Origin of the sequence: Ruania zhangjianzhongii (genome assembly GCF_008000995.1) — a bacterium.
Taxonomy (GTDB): domain Bacteria; phylum Actinomycetota; class Actinomycetes; order Actinomycetales; family Beutenbergiaceae; genus Ruania; species Ruania zhangjianzhongii.
Map to the genome: position 1 here is coordinate 2615230 of NZ_CP042828.1, position 14762 is coordinate 2629991.

Sequence of the window (14762 nt, forward strand, 5' to 3'; positions counted from 1 at the left end):
CCCTCGGACACGCTAGGGTCAGCCGTAGCCGATGGGAGGAGCACCAGGTGATCGTGGTCGGGTTCATCGCCACCGCAGAAGGACGTGCGGCCCTCGAAGCCGCTGTGGCGGAGGCACAACGTCGCGCGGAACGGCTCCAGGTGTTGGTGCACGGCGCCCGCGGCTCCGAACAGTCGGATATCGAGAGCGCTGTGGACGAGGCCCGCAAGCGGTTGGACGGCGGTGACGTCGGCTATGACGTCCGGCATGTGCAGCGTGGCGACGACGTCGCGGAGGCGCTGATGAACGCCGCCGAGAACGGCAACGCCTCGTTGATCGTCATCGGTTTGCGCCGCCGGTCTCCACTGGGAAAGCTCATCCTCGGCTCGAATGCGCAACGTATCCTGCTGGATGCACCCTGCCACGTGCTGGCAGTGAAACCGGCCCCGGCCTGAGGCCCGCCGCGGAAGCGGTCGGCACCCGATGGCGGCACCCGAGGATGAAGAGGTCATGACAGAGCTGAGCACACCCCTGCACACCACCCACGTGGCCGCCGGTGCGGTCATGACCGACTTTGCCGGCTGGCAGATGCCGCTTCGGTTCACCGGTGACCGGGCCGAGCACGAGGCAGTGCGCACCCGGGCCGGCTTGTTCGACCTGTCCCACATGGCGCAGATCGAAGTACACGGCCCCCAGGCTGCCCAGGCACTGGATGCGGCACTGATCAGCGCTGTCTCCCGGCTCACCCCCGGCCGCGCCCGGTACACGATGCTGGTCACCGCCGACGGCGGGATCCTCGACGACCTGATCGTCTACCGGCTCACCGAGGACGAATTCCTGGTGATCGCCAACGCCGCGAACCGGGGACACCGTGCTCGACCAGCTCACCGTCCGCAGTGCCGCGCACCAGGGTCGGCATCGTGGACCGGACCACCACCCGCGCCCTGATCGCCCTCCAAGGCCCGCGGGCGGCCGCGGTGCTCAGCAGTCTCACCGACGCCGACCTGACCGAGCTGCGCTACTACGCCAGCATGTCCGTCGAGGTCGCGGGTATCCCGGTGCTGCTCGCCCGCACCGGCTACACCGGCGAGGACGGGTTCGAGCTGTCCGCCTCCGCTGTCTCCGCGGTCGACCTGTGGCAGAGCCTGCTCGATGCCGGTCAGGACGCCGGGGTGATTGCCTGCGGTCTGGCCAGCCGCGACTCGCTCCGCCTGGAAGCAGGCATGCCGCTGTACGGGAACGAGCTCACCAGCCAGATCACGCCCTACGACGTGGGAATGAACCGCCTGGTGCACCTCGACCGCGAGTTCGTCGGCCAGGAGGCGCTTGCCGCCCGGGCGGACCAGCCGGCCCGCCATCACCTGGTGGCGCTGCAAGGCGCAGGCCGGCGAGCGGCACGGGCCGGTTACCCGGTCTACCTCTCCGGTCAACAGATCGGCGAAGTCACCTCCGGGATCCTGTCCCCGACCCTGGGGTACCCGATCGCGCTGACCCGGCTCGACCGGCAGCTCCCAGCCGAGACCGACGTCACCGTCGACGTACGCGGCACCCCGACACCGATGACCGTGACCAGCACACCGTTCTACCGCCGTCCGCAGTAGCCGAGAAGAAGGAGGGCCCACGATGAGCCTGCCGACCGACCGCCAGTACACCGCCGAGCACGAATGGGTGCAGATCTCCGGCGACGTCGCCCGGGTGGGCGTCACCGACTACGCCGCCAGCTCGCTGGGGGATGTGGTCTACCTCGACCTGCCGGATGCGGGCAGCACGATCACCGCCGGCGAGACCTGCGGCGAGATCGAGTCGACGAAGTCTGTCAGTGACCTGTACGCCCCGGCCACCGGTGAGGTGCTCGAGGTCAACCAGGCCGCTGTGGACAACCCGGAGCTGGTCAATACCGACCCGTTCGGCGAGGGCTGGTTGTTCACCGTACGGACCGGTGGGGATACCGCTGAGCTCCTCGATGCCGACGCCTACACCACCCTGACGCAGAGCTGAACCGACTAGCGATGACCTTGAGCTCCGACCCCACCGGCCGCACTGAGCCCGCTGCACCGTTCACCGCCCGCCACATCGGACCCACCAGCGCCGAGCAGCAGCACATGCTCGAGGCCCTCGGCTATTCGGGCCTCGATGCGCTGATGGCCGAGGCGATCCCGGAGAACATCCTCGACGCCGACATCCCGGACCTGCCCGAGGCTGCCGGGGAGGCCCAGGTGCTCGCTGAACTGCGCGAGATCGCGGCGAAGAACACCGTGCGCACCTCGATGATCGGCCAGGGCTACTACGGCGTGCACACCCCATCGGTGATCTCCCGGAACGTGCTGGAGAACCCTTCCTGGTACACCGCCTACACGCCGTACCAGCCGGAGATCTCCCAGGGCCGGCTCGAGGCGCTGCTGAACTTCCAGACGATGGTCATCGACCTCACCGGCCTGGAGGTCGCCGGATCCTCGATGCTGGACGAGGCGACCGCCGTTGCCGAGGCGATGCTGCTGGCGCGGCGGGCGGTGAAGGGTGAGGCCGGTGTGTTCTACGTGGACGCGGACACCTTCAGCCAGACCAAGGCGGTACTGCGCACCCGTGCCGACGCGGTAGGGATCGAGCTGCGCGAGTTCGATGCCGCCGCGCCTCCGGAGCAGCTCGACGGCGGGTTCGGCGTGTTGCTGTCCTACCCGGCCGCCAGCGGGCGGGTACTCGACCGGGCGACCGTGGCGCACTGGGAGCGGATCACCCACGATGCCGGCGCGCAGCTCGTGGTCGCCGCTGACCTGCTCGCCCTCACCCTGCTGGAAGCACCAGGGGCCTGGGGTGCGGACATGGTGGCCGGCAGCACCCAGCGATTCGGCGTGCCGATGGGTTTCGGCGGCCCGCACGCCGGTTACCTCTCGGTGCGCACCGGTCTGCAGCGCCAGCTGCCGGGCCGGCTGGTCGGTGTGTCGAAGGATGCCGACGGCCAGGTCGCCTACCGGCTCGCGCTGCAGACCCGCGAGCAGCACATCCGCCGGCAGAAGGCCACCAGCAACATCTGCACCGCACAGGTACTGCTGGCCGTGATGGCGTCGATGTATGCCGTCTACCACGGCCCGGACGGGCTGTCCGCGATCGCGCGGCACGCGCACACCCAAGCCGTGACCCTGGCGAGCAGGCTACGCGAGGCGGGTGCCGCCGTCGTGCACGAGCAGTTCTTCGACACGATCTGCCTGCACGTGCCTCGGCAGGCCGGCGCCCTGCACGAGGCGGCGCTGGCCGAGAACGTGGCCGTGCACATGGTCGACGAGAACTACGTGACGCTCTCCTGTGACGAGACCACCACCACCGAGCACCTCGACCGGGTGCTGTCCGCCTACACCCGGCTCACCGGCGGGACCGGTGGCGAGGCCACCGGCCAGCGGTGGGGGTTGCCGGAAGAACAGCTGCGCACCAGTGAGTTCCTCACCCATCCGGTGTTCCACACCTACCACTCCGAGACGTCGATGATGCGCTACCTGCGTCGACTGGCCGGCAAGGACTACGCGCTGGACCGGGGGATGATCCCGCTCGGTTCCTGCACGATGAAGCTGAACGCGGCCACCGAGATGGCGTCGATCACCTGGCCGGCGTTCGCCGATGTGCATCCCTACGCCCCGGCCGGGGATGTCACCGGCTATCTGGAGCTGATTGACGGGCTACAGACCTGGCTGGCGCGCCTGACCGGCTATGCGAAGGTCAGCGTGCAGCCGAACGCCGGCTCCCAGGGCGAGCTTGCCGGGTTGCTTGCGATCCGCCGCTACCACCAGGCCCGTGGAGACTCCCAGCGCACCGTGTGCGTGGTGCCGGCCAGCGCGCACGGCACGAACGCCGCCTCCGCCGTGCTCGCCGGGCTGGACGTGGCGATCGTGGCCACCGCCGAGAACGGGGACGTCGACCTCGACGACCTGCGCCAGGTGCTCGCCAAGCACGAGGGCACCGTCGCCGCGATCATGGTCACCTATCCCTCCACGCACGGTGTCTACGAGAGCGGGATCACCGAGCTGTGCGAGCTGGTGCACGCCGCCGGCGGGCAGGTGTACATCGACGGCGCCAACCTGAACGCCCTGGTCGGCTGGAGCGGGCCGGGCAGCTTCGGCGGGGACGTCTCCCACCTGAACCTGCACAAGACGTTCTGTATCCCGCACGGCGGCGGTGGGCCCGGCGTGGGACCGGTGGCGGTGGCCGAGCACCTCGTCCCCTACCTGCCCGGGCACCCCCTGGACCCCGCACAGGGTCCGACCGAGGGCGCGGTCAGCGCCGCACCGTACGGGTCGCCGTCGATCCTGCCGATCAGCTGGGCCTACCTGCGGCTGATGGGCACCGAGGGGCTCCGGTCCGCAACGGCGGCGGCCGTGCTCAGCGCGAACTACCTGGCACAGCGCCTCGGCGACGCCTTCCCGGTGCTCTACCGCGGTGAGAACGGCCTGGTGGCACACGAGTGCATCCTGGACCTGCGGGAGCTGACTGCCAGCACAGGGATCACCGTGGACGATGTGGCCAAGCGGCTGATCGACTACGGGTTCCACGCGCCGACGATGAGCTTCCCAGTGGCGGGCACGCTGATGGTCGAGCCCACCGAGTCCGAGGACCTGCGCGAGCTGGACCGGTTCGTCGAGGCGATGCTCGCGATCCACGCCGAAGCGCAGAAGGTGGCCGAGGGCACCTGGCCGGCCGAGGACAACCCGCTGGTGAACGCCCCGCACACGGCCGCGCACGCGCTGGGGGAGTGGGCGCACCCGTACAGCCGGACCGAGGCGGTGCACCCGGTGCCGGCCGTGGCCGCGGACAAGTACTGGCCACCGGTGCGGCGGGTGGACGGTGCCTATGGTGACCGGAACCTGATGTGTTCCTGCCCACCGGTGAGCGCCTTCGCCCAGGCGTGAGCGCGCGAGTTCAGGTGGTATCGGCAGGTCGCCGACGGCGGGACGTAGGTGGCATACAGCCCTCGCCGGTGGCGAGGCGTGGGCCAGTCGTGCGCGGTCGGCCGGGAACAACACAGCCGCCCGGTGCGTTGGACTAGCAGCCGAGTTGTCCCGGCGCGCCACCATCGGCGCGCATACCCGGCGAGCAGTGCGGAGCCAGGTTATAATTGTAGGGCGCCGCGACATCCAGTTCGCCGTTCGCCCCACGTTCCCACGCCGAAAGGTTCTCTGTGACGTCGCTTCGTCCTACCGCTGTGCTGCCCCGAGAGTTCGAGAACTCAGCCCTTCAGGAGGCATACCAGCGAGGTGTGGAGTGCGGATCGCTCACTGCAGCAGAAGTCCGGGCCGCCTGTGAGCAGGCAGACGTCAAACCTCGCCGACTCAAGGAGGTTCTCGGCGCCATGCAGGCAGCGAATATCACCGTGACCGAGGTGCCCGCGAAGGCAGTTGCCAACGCCGCACCCCGCCGCGGTACCACGATGACCATCGAGAAGGGGGAAGAAGCCACGTCCGCCACGAAGACCCAGCCGGCCGCGAAGAAGTCCACTGCGAAGGCCGCCACGAAGAAGAAGTCCACCACGTCGGCCAGTGCTGCGCCGGAGGCCAGCGCCACCGAGGCAGCATCGGATGCCGGCTCGACGACCGGCAAGACCGCAGTCGCCGCGAAGTCCAAGACCGCAGCGAAGAAGGCCACCACGGCACGGAAGAAGGCCGCCAAGGGCGCCGATGCCATCGTCCCGTCCAGCCCGGACGAGGCAGCCGAGGACGCTGTGGCAGAGGAAGCGCACGAGACCAAGGTGCAGGCCAAACAGGAGCAGAAGGCTGCAGCCGAGGAGGCGGGCGGCTTCGTCTACTCCGACTCGGACGACGACGACGCACCGGTGCAGCAGGTGGTCACCGCCGGCGCCACTGCGGACCCGGTCAAGGACTACCTGAAGCAGATCGGTAAGGTCGCCCTGCTGAACGCCGAACAGGAGGTCGAGCTCGCGAAGCGGATCGAAGCCGGCCTGTTCGCCGAGGAGAAGCTCGCCAGTGAGGCAGAGAAGATCCAGGGCAAGCTCAAGCGTGAGCTGAGCTGGATCGCCCAGGACGGACGCCGGGCGAAGAACCACCTGCTCGAGGCCAACCTGCGCCTGGTGGTCTCGCTGGCCAAGCGCTACACCGGCCGCGGGATGCTGTTCCTGGACCTGATCCAGGAGGGCAACCTCGGCCTGATCCGCGCCGTCGAGAAGTTCGACTACACCAAGGGCTACAAGTTCTCCACCTACGCCACCTGGTGGATCCGGCAGGCGATCACCCGTGCCATGGCCGACCAGGCCCGCACCATCCGTATCCCGGTGCACATGGTCGAGGTCATCAACAAGCTCGCGCGGGTGCAGCGGCAGATGCTGCAGGACCTCGGCCGTGAGCCTACTCCGGAGGAGCTCGCCAAGGAGCTCGACATGACCCCGGAGAAGGTCGTGGAGGTGCAGAAGTACGGCCGTGAGCCGATTTCCCTGCACACTCCGCTCGGTGAGGACGGCGACTCCGAGTTCGGTGACCTGATCGAAGACTCCGAGGCGATCGTGCCTGCCGATGCGGTGAGCTTCACGCTGCTGCAGGAGCAACTGCACGCCGTACTCGACACGCTCTCGGAGCGGGAGGCCGGTGTGGTGTCCATGCGCTTCGGGCTGACCGACGGGCAGCCGAAGACCCTGGACGAGATCGGCAAGGTCTACGGCGTCACCCGGGAACGGATCCGCCAGATAGAGTCCAAGACGATGTCCAAGCTGCGGCACCCGAGCCGTTCGCAGGTCCTGCGCGACTACCTGGACTGAGATCCCGCTGCGCTATCCGGTGGTCTGAGTACCGATCGGATATCTGAGTACCGAACTTTCGGGCCTCAGATGTCCAGGAAGTACTCAGACAACCGTCTGGCCCGGGACGGTCACAGCGCGCCGCCGGCGGCCTCCGGGGCATCTGTGGACCCACCCGCGTCCCCGATGGTCTCCCGGGCGACGAAGTTCTCCAGGTCGAACAGGTTCTCGCTGGCCCGCTCGGCGACGGTCAACAGGGTGGTGGCGGCAGCGACCTCCTCGACCTGCTCCTTGAGGAACCAGAGCATGAACTGCTCGCCGAGCACATCGTTCTCGGCGCGGGCCGCTTGGAAGATCGCCTCGATCTGCTCAGTGACCTGCCGTTCCTGGGCCAATGCCAGAGCGATCGGCTCGCGCACGTTTGTAAAGTCGCTGCGGACCTCGGCCGCCCGCGGGAAGCTGACGTCGAGGTCTCGATCGAGCATGTACTGCACGATCATCATGGCGTGGTTGCGCTCCTCCAGCGACTGCCGGTAGTAGTGCGAGGCGAGCTGGGGCAGGTCGTGGGAGTCGCACCAGACGGCGATCGCCACATACTGCATGTGCGCGTCGAACTCGTGGCCGATCTGCTCGGTCAGGAGGGTGACGAACCGGGAGTCGGGCGTGGGCGAAGTAGTCATGGCAAGACACTACTGACCGCCGCCGGTGACCGCACCGGTGGCAGGCGGTGACCGCACCGGTGGCAGGCGGTGACCGCACCGGTGGCAGGGGTCGCCGCGCGGCCGCGCGGTCACCCGCCCCGGGCAGAAAAGCCACGAGGGGCGGACCCTACGGGCCCGCCCCTCGTGCTCAGCGCTGTGCGCGCCGGATCACCGACCTGGTCGGTCAGCGCTCGTTCTCGGTCTCGGCGTGCAGCCGTTCCGTCTCGTCGTGGATGTGGGTGGCCACCGAGGACAGTGCCTCGGAGTGCTTGCGCGCATGGTGTGCGCAGAAAAGCAGTTCGCCGCCCCCGGCCATGAGGACCCGTACGTACGCCTGTGCGCCACAGGCGTCGCACCGGTCGGCCGCTGTCATCTCGGGTGCCGCGTTATCGGCAGTCAAGGTACTCACATTGGTATGTAACCATCGCGAGGCCCATTTGCGTCCATTGAACGCGGTGAGTTCGCTCACTGCGGAAACTGGCGAGATCCCGATCACCGCCGCCCCGGCCCCGGATCCATGCGCCGAGCCTGTGGAAAGGCATGGCGTTCAGCCGATCCGGCCCCGGAGCGGCCTATTGTGGTGATGTGTCGAAGACCTCCACTGAAACCAGCTATACCGCCCGGCACCTCTCGGTGCTCGAAGGCCTGGAGGCCGTGCGCAAACGGCCCGGGATGTATATCGGGACCACCGACTCCCGCGGCCTGATGCACTGCCTCTGGGAGATCATCGACAACTCCGTCGACGAGGCCCTCGAAGGGCACGGGGACGCGATCGAGATCGTGCTGCACCCGGACGAGTCCGTGGAGGTGCGCGACAACGGCCGCGGCATCCCGGTGGACACGGTGAGCAACGTCGGCCTCAGCGGTGTGGAGGTCGTCTTCACCAAGCTGCACGCCGGCGGAAAGTTCGGAGGCGGGTCCTACGCGGCCTCCGGCGGGCTGCACGGCGTGGGCGCCTCGGTGGTGAACGCTCTCTCCGCCCGCCTGGACGTGCAGGTCGACCGTGGCGGCAAGACCTACGCGATGAGTTTTCACCGTGGTGAGCCCGGCACCTTCAACGACTCGTCCGGCCCGTCGCCGGACAACCCGTTCAGTGCGTTCACGAAGAGTTCCGAGCTCGCGGTGGCCGGCAAGGTGAAACGGGGCGTGACCGGCACCCGGGTGCGGTACTGGGCAGACCGGCAGATCTTCCCCGCCACGGCTGCCTTCTCCTACGACGAACTGATCACCCGGGCGCGGCAGACCTCCTTCCTCGTTCCTGGGCTGCGGCTGGCCGTGCGGGACGAGCGCCGCCTGCCCGGCACCCCGGGGGAGGACGGTCCGGTGGAGGAGGTGTTCCGCCACGACGGCGGTGTGGTCGACTTCGCCGACTTCCTCGCTGCCGATGCGTCGGTGACCGACACCTGGCGGCTGCAGGGATCGGGCACGTTCACCGAATCCGTGCAGCAGCTGGACGGTCAGGGCCACCTGCGCCCCGTCGACGTGGAGCGCACCTGCGAGGTCGAGGTCGCGCTGCGCTGGGGCATCGGCTACGACACCGAGGTCCGGAGCTTCGTGAACATCATCGCCACCCCGAAGGGGGGCACGCACCTGTCCGGCTTCGAGCAGGGCCTGCTGAAGTCGGTGCGCAAGCAGGTGGAGGCGAACACCCGTCGGCTGAAGATCGCCAAGAACGGCAAGGAGAAGATCGAGAAGGACGATGTCCTCGCCGGGCTGACCGCCGTCGTCACCGTGCGCGTGCCCGAACCGCAGTTCGAGGGCCAGACCAAGGAGGTGCTCGGCACCGGGCCGGTGCGCGCGATCGTGAACAAGGTGGTGGACACCGAGCTCACCGGTCTGCTCACCTCCAGCAAGCGGCAGGAGAAGACCCAGGCCGCGGCTGTGCTGGAGAAGGTGGTGGGAGAGATGCGGGCCCGGATCGCTGCCCGCACACACAAGGAGATCTCCCGCCGGAAGAACGCCTTGGAGACCTCCACGCTGCCGGCCAAGCTCGCCGACTGCCGCACGGACGATGTCGAACGCTCCGAGCTGTTCATCGTCGAGGGAGACAGTGCCCTGGGCACCGCACGCCTGGCCCGCACCTCGGAGTTCCAAGCGCTGCTGCCGATCCGCGGCAAGATCCTGAACGTGCAGAAAGCGTCCCTGGCGGACATGCTGAAGAACGCCGAGTGCGCGTCGATCATCCAGGTGATCGGCGCCGGCTCCGGGCGCACCTTCGACCTCGCGGACGTGCGTTACGGCAAGGTCATCCTGATGACCGATGCCGATGTCGACGGCGCGCACATCCGCACGCTGCTGCTCACCCTGTTCTTCCGGTACATGCGGCCGCTGGTCGAGGACGGGCGTGTGTTCGCCGCGGTCCCACCGCTGCACCGGGTGGAGACGATGGCGCACGGCAAGCGAGCCCGCGAGGTCACCTACACCTACTCCGAGAAGGAGCTGCACCGGCACCTGGCCAAGCTGGAGAAGTCCGGCCGTCGGTACAAGGAGCCGATCCAGCGGTACAAGGGCCTGGGCGAGATGGACGCCGACCAGCTCGCGGAGACCACGATGGACCCTGCGCACCGGACGCTGCGCAAGATCACCATGGCGGACGTCGAAGCCGCGGAGACGGTGTTCGAGTTGCTGATGGGCAACGAGGTCTCGCCACGACGAGACTTCCTCATCGAGGGCGCCCAGGACCTGGACCGCGAGCGGATCGACGCGTGATCCCACCGGCGTCGTCCGGCAGCGGCGTACGCCTGACTCGGCCGGGCCCAGAGGGGCGGCGGTGCCCGCCTGGCCACGGGCCGGACCGGGTGAACGTCACGACTCACGCACCGGCCGCCGTCGGGCAGGCTTTGCTCCAGGGTGCCCTGGCCGCATACCCTGCCCATGACATAGACAGAGCACGCCCGGATGTCTGGGCCCCGGTTGCGGGGCTGATCGACACGTGCACCGCACTCAGCATCACCGTGCGAGGTACGTGCGTGCTGTATTCGATCGAGAGCTGAGAGACCCCTCCCATGCACCCAGCACCACCCTCCGCCTGCTCTGCCCCCGGTCTCCGGGAGGCAGCGTGAGCCCAGCTCTGCCCACGGCCGGCCACGACCTCCGCTGGTGTCCTCTGACTTCCGAGGACACCGGTGACCTCTATGCCCTGCTGCGCAGGATCGAGGAGCACGATGACCCGCCCTACCGCAGCACGCGGGAAGAGGTGGACGATGCAGCGCTCACCCAGTGGGGAGATCTGGCGGCAAACTCGCTCGCCGGACGCGACGCCGATGGCCTGCTGCGCGCCTACGGGGTGGTCATCGATGCCGAGGGACGCCGGGCGGCCCCCCGCACGCTGCTCGAAGGCGGGGTGGACCCGGCGGTCCGGCACCGGGGCGTGGGCAGCGCGGTCCTCACCTGGCAGGTGGACCGGGCCAAGGAGATGCTCATCGACGCCGAGGAGCCCGGCCGGGTGATCGTGCACGTGGAGGACGACATGTCCACCACCGCTGACCTGGTCGAGCGGCACGGCTTCGCCCCGGGCGGGTTTCACACTGAGATGCGGCGCGACCTGTCCTCGGTGGAGCTGGACGAGGTCAGCCTCGCCCGGCCGTTGGAGCTCGTCCCGTGGACTGCCGAGCTGGACGACGCCGTGCGCCTTGCGCACGGGGAGGCGTTCGGTACCGGTGTACACGCCCCCAGCCAGGAACGGTGGCAGGAGGGGCGTACCTATTTCGTGCCGGAGTGGAGTTTCCTGGTACTGGACCGCACCAGCGACCGCGCCCAGGTGGCCGGCTACCTGCTTTCCAGCAAGTACGAGCAGGACTGGCCCACGCTCGGCTGGAGCGAAGGCTATGTCGACATCCTCGGTGTCCGCGCGCCGTGGCGGGGCCAGCGGATCGCCACTGCTCTGGTCACCCGCGCCATGCGTGCCTTCGCCGACTCCGCGATGGAGTATGCCGCACTGGGTCTGGACCATGCGGCCAAGGAGGAGAACTTCGGGCTCTTCGACAAGCTCGGCTTCACCCCGACCCGGGGTTCGACCACCTACGTGCTGCAGGTGTGAGCGATGGGTGCGCGGTCGTGGCAGGTGGCCCTCGGCCTGGTCGCGATCACGCACCTGGTGGCGCAGCTGCTCGGCGCCCGTACCTGGGCGGACGGCACGCAGGTGCTGCTCATCCCCGCCCTGGCCGGGCTGGTCTGGTCCGCCGGGCTGCTGCCTGCCCGAGCCTGGAGCACCCGGGCGTACGCCACGGCGCTGCTGCTGTCCTGGCTGGGTGATGCGCTGCCGCGGGTGGTCGACGGCGATGCCTCCTTCCTCGTGATGGTCACCCTGTTCCTCGGCGCCCAGGTGGGCTTCATCCTCACCTACGTGCTGCTCACCCGGTCCTGGCCAGCCGTGCTGGTGATGGCGGCCTATGCCGTGGTGTTCGGGGCGCTCTACCTGCTCTGCGCCCCTGGAGCGGGCAGTCTGCTGCCGCTGGTGGCCGGCTACGGTCTGTTGCTGGTCACTGCCGGGTCGCTGAGCAGCACGGTGTCTGTGGTCACCGGGATCGGCGGGGCAATGTTCGTCGGTTCGGACGCACTGATCGCCCTGCACCAGTTCGTGGAGGGTTATGCGCTGCCGCAGCACGACTTCCTGGTGATGCTGACCTACATCGGTGCCCAGGTGCTGATCGCCTACGGACTGCTCAGCCGGGCACGGGCCGACGCCCGCCCGGCGTCACTCGGGGACGCCGCCGGCGGGCGCTCAGCCGAGCCCGGCGACCGGAGCACCGAGCGGCCGGCCTGAACCGTCTCGCCGCTCGTCCAGCTCGGGCAGCTCCACGGCCTGACCGGCGGAGCCGACGGCCCGCACCGGATCGGGGGCCACCGCTGCCAGATAGAGGGAGTCCTCCCCGCGCAGAAACCGGTGTGCGCGTACCCCGCCGGTCGCTCGGCCCTTGCCCGGGAACAGCGCGAACGGGGTGACCTTCGCCGATCCGCCGACAGTGCCCGGCAGCGCACCCTCGGACCCGGCCAGGGTGACGACGAGGGCATGCTCGGCCCGGGCAGGGGAGAGCACGGCAAAGGCGACCACCCGGGCACCGGCAGGGAGCTTCATCCCCGCCATCCCGCCGGCAGCACGTCCCTGCGGACGCACGGCGGAGGCGGGGAAGTGCAACAGCTGCGCGTCGGAGGAGACGAAGACCAGTTCGTCCTCGTCACGCGCGGGTGCGGCCGCCACCACCTCGTCATCGTCCTTGAGCGCGATGATCTCCCAGGAATCCTTGTTCCGCGGGTGGTCAGCGCTCACCCTCTTGATCTGCCCGCTCCGGGTCCCCAGAGCCACCGCCGGGGCATCCTCGGTGAGCGGCACCAGCCCGACGACCTGCTCCTCCGGCTCCAGCAGCAGCACCTCCGTCACACCCACCCCGCCGGACAGGCTCGGTGGTGAGTCCGTGGGGGGCAGTGCCGGTACGTCGATCACCGAGAGCCGCAGCACCCGGCCGGTGCTGGTGACCGCCCCGACGAATCCTCGGGCGGTGGCCCGCACTGTGGTCCGCAGCGCGTCGTGGGCACTGCGACGCCCGCTGCGCACCGGCTCGGTGTCGTCGGCAGTGCGGGCGAGCAGCCCGGTCACTGAGAGCAGCACCCGGCACGGGGCGTCGGCCACCTCGAGGGGAAGGGCAGCCGCCTTCCGACCGGCCGGTGCCTTGGCGGCCGTCGCGGTGGCGCCGGACGCCTCCAGCAGCACGGTCCGCCGGGGTGTGCCGTGCTCGGTGGAGACCGTGGCGAGCTCGTCGGAGACCACCTGCCGGAGCAGGGCGCCATCACCGAGGATCGCCTGCAGCTCCTCGATCTGCCGGGCCAGCTCGTCCCGTTCGGCTTCCAGGTCGATCCGGGAGAACTTGGTCAGCCGGCGCAGCCGCAGCTCCAGGATGTACTCCGCCTGCGGCTCGGACAGGTCGAAGACCACCTTCAACCGCTCCCGTGCCGTCTCGGCGTCGTCACTGCTGCGGATCACCTGGATCACCTCGTCGATGTCCAGGATCGCGATCAGCAGACCCTCCACCAGGTGCGCCCGCTCGGTCTTCTTCGCCAGCCGGTGCTCCGACCGGCGGCGGACCACCTCGAGCCGGTGGTGCACGTAGACCTCGAGCATCTCGCGCAGCCCCAGCGTGCGTGGCTGGCCGTCCACCAGAGCCACGTTGTTCATCCCGAAGGACTCCTCCATCGGGGTGAGCTTGTACAGCTGCTCAAGCACGGCGTCCGGGTTGAACGCGTTCTTCACCTCGATCACCAACCGCAGCCCGTGCTTGCGGTCGGTGAGGTCATTCACTGCCGAGACGCCTTGCAGCCGCTTGGCCTGCACCGCGTCCTTGATCTTCTCGATCACCCGCTCCGGCCCCACCTGATAGGGCAGCTCGGTGACCACGATTCCCTGCTTGCGGGCGGTGATCCGCTCGATCCGCGCCGTCGCCCGGGTGCGGAAGGAGCCACGCCCGGTGGCGTACGCGTCTCGGATCCCGTCCAGCCCGACGATCTTGCCCCCGCTGGGCAGGTCCGGACCGGGCACGAACCGCATCAGCTCCTCGAGAGTGGCCTCCGGGTTGTCGATCAGGTGCCGCGCAGCCGCGATCACCTCCACCAGGTTGTGCGGGGCCAGGTTCGTAGCCATCCCGACCGCGATCCCGCTCGCTCCGTTGACCAGCAGGTTCGGCAGCGCCGAGGGCAGCACCACCGGCTGGGTGAACTGGTTGTCGTAGTTCGGGACGAAGTCCACCACGTCCTCGTCGAGGTCCGCGGTCATCACCATCGCCGCCGGAGCCAGCCGTGCCTCGGTGTAGCGCGGTGCCGCCGGACCGTCGTCCAGCGAGCCGAAGTTGCCGTGCCCGTCCACCAGCGGCAGCCGGAGCGAGAACGGCTGCGCCATCCGCACCAGCGCGTCGTAGATGGCGGAATCGCCGTGCGGGTGCAGCTTTCCCATCACCTCGCCGACCACCCGGGCCGACTTCACGTGCCCACGGTCCGGCCGCAGGCCCATCTGGGCCATCTGGAACAGGATGCGCCGCTGCACCGGCTTCAGGCCGTCCCGGGCGTCCGGGATGGCCCGGGAGTAGATCACCGAGTAGGCGTACTCCAGGTAGGAGGCACGCATCTCCGCCGAAACATCGGTATCGAGGATGATCGACTCATCGGTGGGTTCTGCGGGCCCGGTGGAGCGACGGCGTGACATGGCTGCCATTGTCCCGGATCGGCGGGCTTCCGGGCGCCAGCACACACCGGGCGCCGTGGGATGTCACCGTGATCCTGCACATAGCGCTCGGCTGCAGCGGTCGTCATGGCAGGCGGGCAGCAGAGCCTCGTCCCACCTGACCGCCTGCTCGGGATCCGGC

Annotated in this window: 12 protein-coding genes; 9 read left to right on the forward strand and 3 right to left on the reverse strand. The window is 69.1% G+C overall.

The features are described 5' to 3' along the window. Nucleotides 1-47 precede the first annotated feature (47 nt). The 6 genes from FU260_RS12160 to FU260_RS12185 all read left to right on the forward strand — a co-directional run bounded on the left by FU260_RS12160 (nt 48) and on the right by FU260_RS12185 (nt 6730). Nucleotides 48-434 carry a universal stress protein gene (locus FU260_RS12160; protein ID WP_235912321.1) on the forward strand — a complete coding sequence of 129 codons (387 nt, stop codon included), beginning with the start codon at nt 48-50 and terminating at the stop codon, nt 432-434. A 55-nt stretch (nt 435-489) separates the two neighbouring features. Continuing rightward, the gene (locus FU260_RS24385) at nt 490-927 is read left to right on the forward strand and encodes an aminomethyltransferase family protein (protein WP_280527351.1); all 438 of its coding nucleotides are present in this window, start codon (nt 490-492) and stop codon (nt 925-927) included. Further along, nucleotides 900-1580: an aminomethyl transferase family protein gene (locus tag FU260_RS24390; protein WP_280527352.1), complete on the forward strand. Its 681-nt coding sequence runs from the start codon at nt 900-902 to the stop codon at nt 1578-1580. The genes FU260_RS24385 and FU260_RS24390 overlap by 28 nt, the downstream gene beginning before the upstream one ends. 22 nt (nt 1581-1602) lie before the next feature. Then, nucleotides 1603-1977, forward strand: a complete 375-nt coding sequence (gene gcvH / locus FU260_RS12175) for a glycine cleavage system protein GcvH (RefSeq protein ID WP_147917309.1) — start codon at nt 1603-1605, stop codon at nt 1975-1977. Between the two features lie 11 nt (nt 1978-1988). Then, a complete protein-coding gene (gene gcvP / locus FU260_RS12180) occupies nt 1989-4874 on the forward strand; it encodes an aminomethyl-transferring glycine dehydrogenase (protein ID WP_147917310.1) in 2886 nt (961 codons plus the stop codon). Nucleotides 4875-5143: 269 nt separating this feature from the next. Continuing rightward, entirely contained in the window at nt 5144-6730 is a 1587-nt protein-coding gene (locus FU260_RS12185; protein WP_147917311.1) for an RNA polymerase sigma factor, read from the forward strand. A 110-nt stretch (nt 6731-6840) separates the two neighbouring features. On the opposite strand, the gene FU260_RS12190 is transcribed toward FU260_RS12185, so the two are convergent. Together FU260_RS12190 and FU260_RS12195 are read right to left on the reverse strand one after the other, a co-directional pair. Then, a complete protein-coding gene (locus tag FU260_RS12190; RefSeq protein ID WP_147917312.1) occupies nt 6841-7389 on the reverse strand; it encodes a ferritin in 549 nt (182 codons plus the stop codon). A 205-nt stretch (nt 7390-7594) separates the two neighbouring features. Next, nucleotides 7595-7819 carry a DUF7455 domain-containing protein gene (locus tag FU260_RS12195; protein WP_147917313.1) on the reverse strand — a complete coding sequence of 75 codons (225 nt, stop codon included), beginning with the start codon at nt 7817-7819 and terminating at the stop codon, nt 7595-7597. Between the two features lie 176 nt (nt 7820-7995). On the opposite strand from FU260_RS12195, the gene FU260_RS12200 reads away from it, so the two are divergent. The 3 genes from FU260_RS12200 (at nt 7996) to FU260_RS12210 (ending at nt 12175) form a co-directional block, all read left to right on the forward strand. Next, on the forward strand, nt 7996-10119 hold the full coding sequence (locus tag FU260_RS12200) for a DNA gyrase/topoisomerase IV subunit B (protein WP_235912322.1): 2124 nt from the start codon (nt 7996-7998) through the stop codon (nt 10117-10119). 349 nt (nt 10120-10468) lie between these two features. Next, entirely contained in the window at nt 10469-11449 is a 981-nt protein-coding gene (locus tag FU260_RS12205; RefSeq protein WP_147917315.1) for a GNAT family N-acetyltransferase, read from the forward strand. 3 nt (nt 11450-11452) lie between these two features. Then, on the forward strand, nt 11453-12175 hold the full coding sequence (locus tag FU260_RS12210) for a lysoplasmalogenase family protein (protein ID WP_147917316.1): 723 nt from the start codon (nt 11453-11455) through the stop codon (nt 12173-12175). Here FU260_RS12210 and FU260_RS12215 read toward each other — a convergent pair. Next, nucleotides 12134-14602 (reverse strand): DNA gyrase/topoisomerase IV subunit A, encoded by a 2469-nt coding sequence (locus tag FU260_RS12215; RefSeq protein ID WP_147917317.1) that lies wholly within the window; start codon nt 14600-14602, stop codon nt 12134-12136. The two genes, FU260_RS12210 and FU260_RS12215, sit on opposite strands and share 42 nt — an antisense overlap. Nucleotides 14603-14762: the final 160 nt, after the last annotated feature.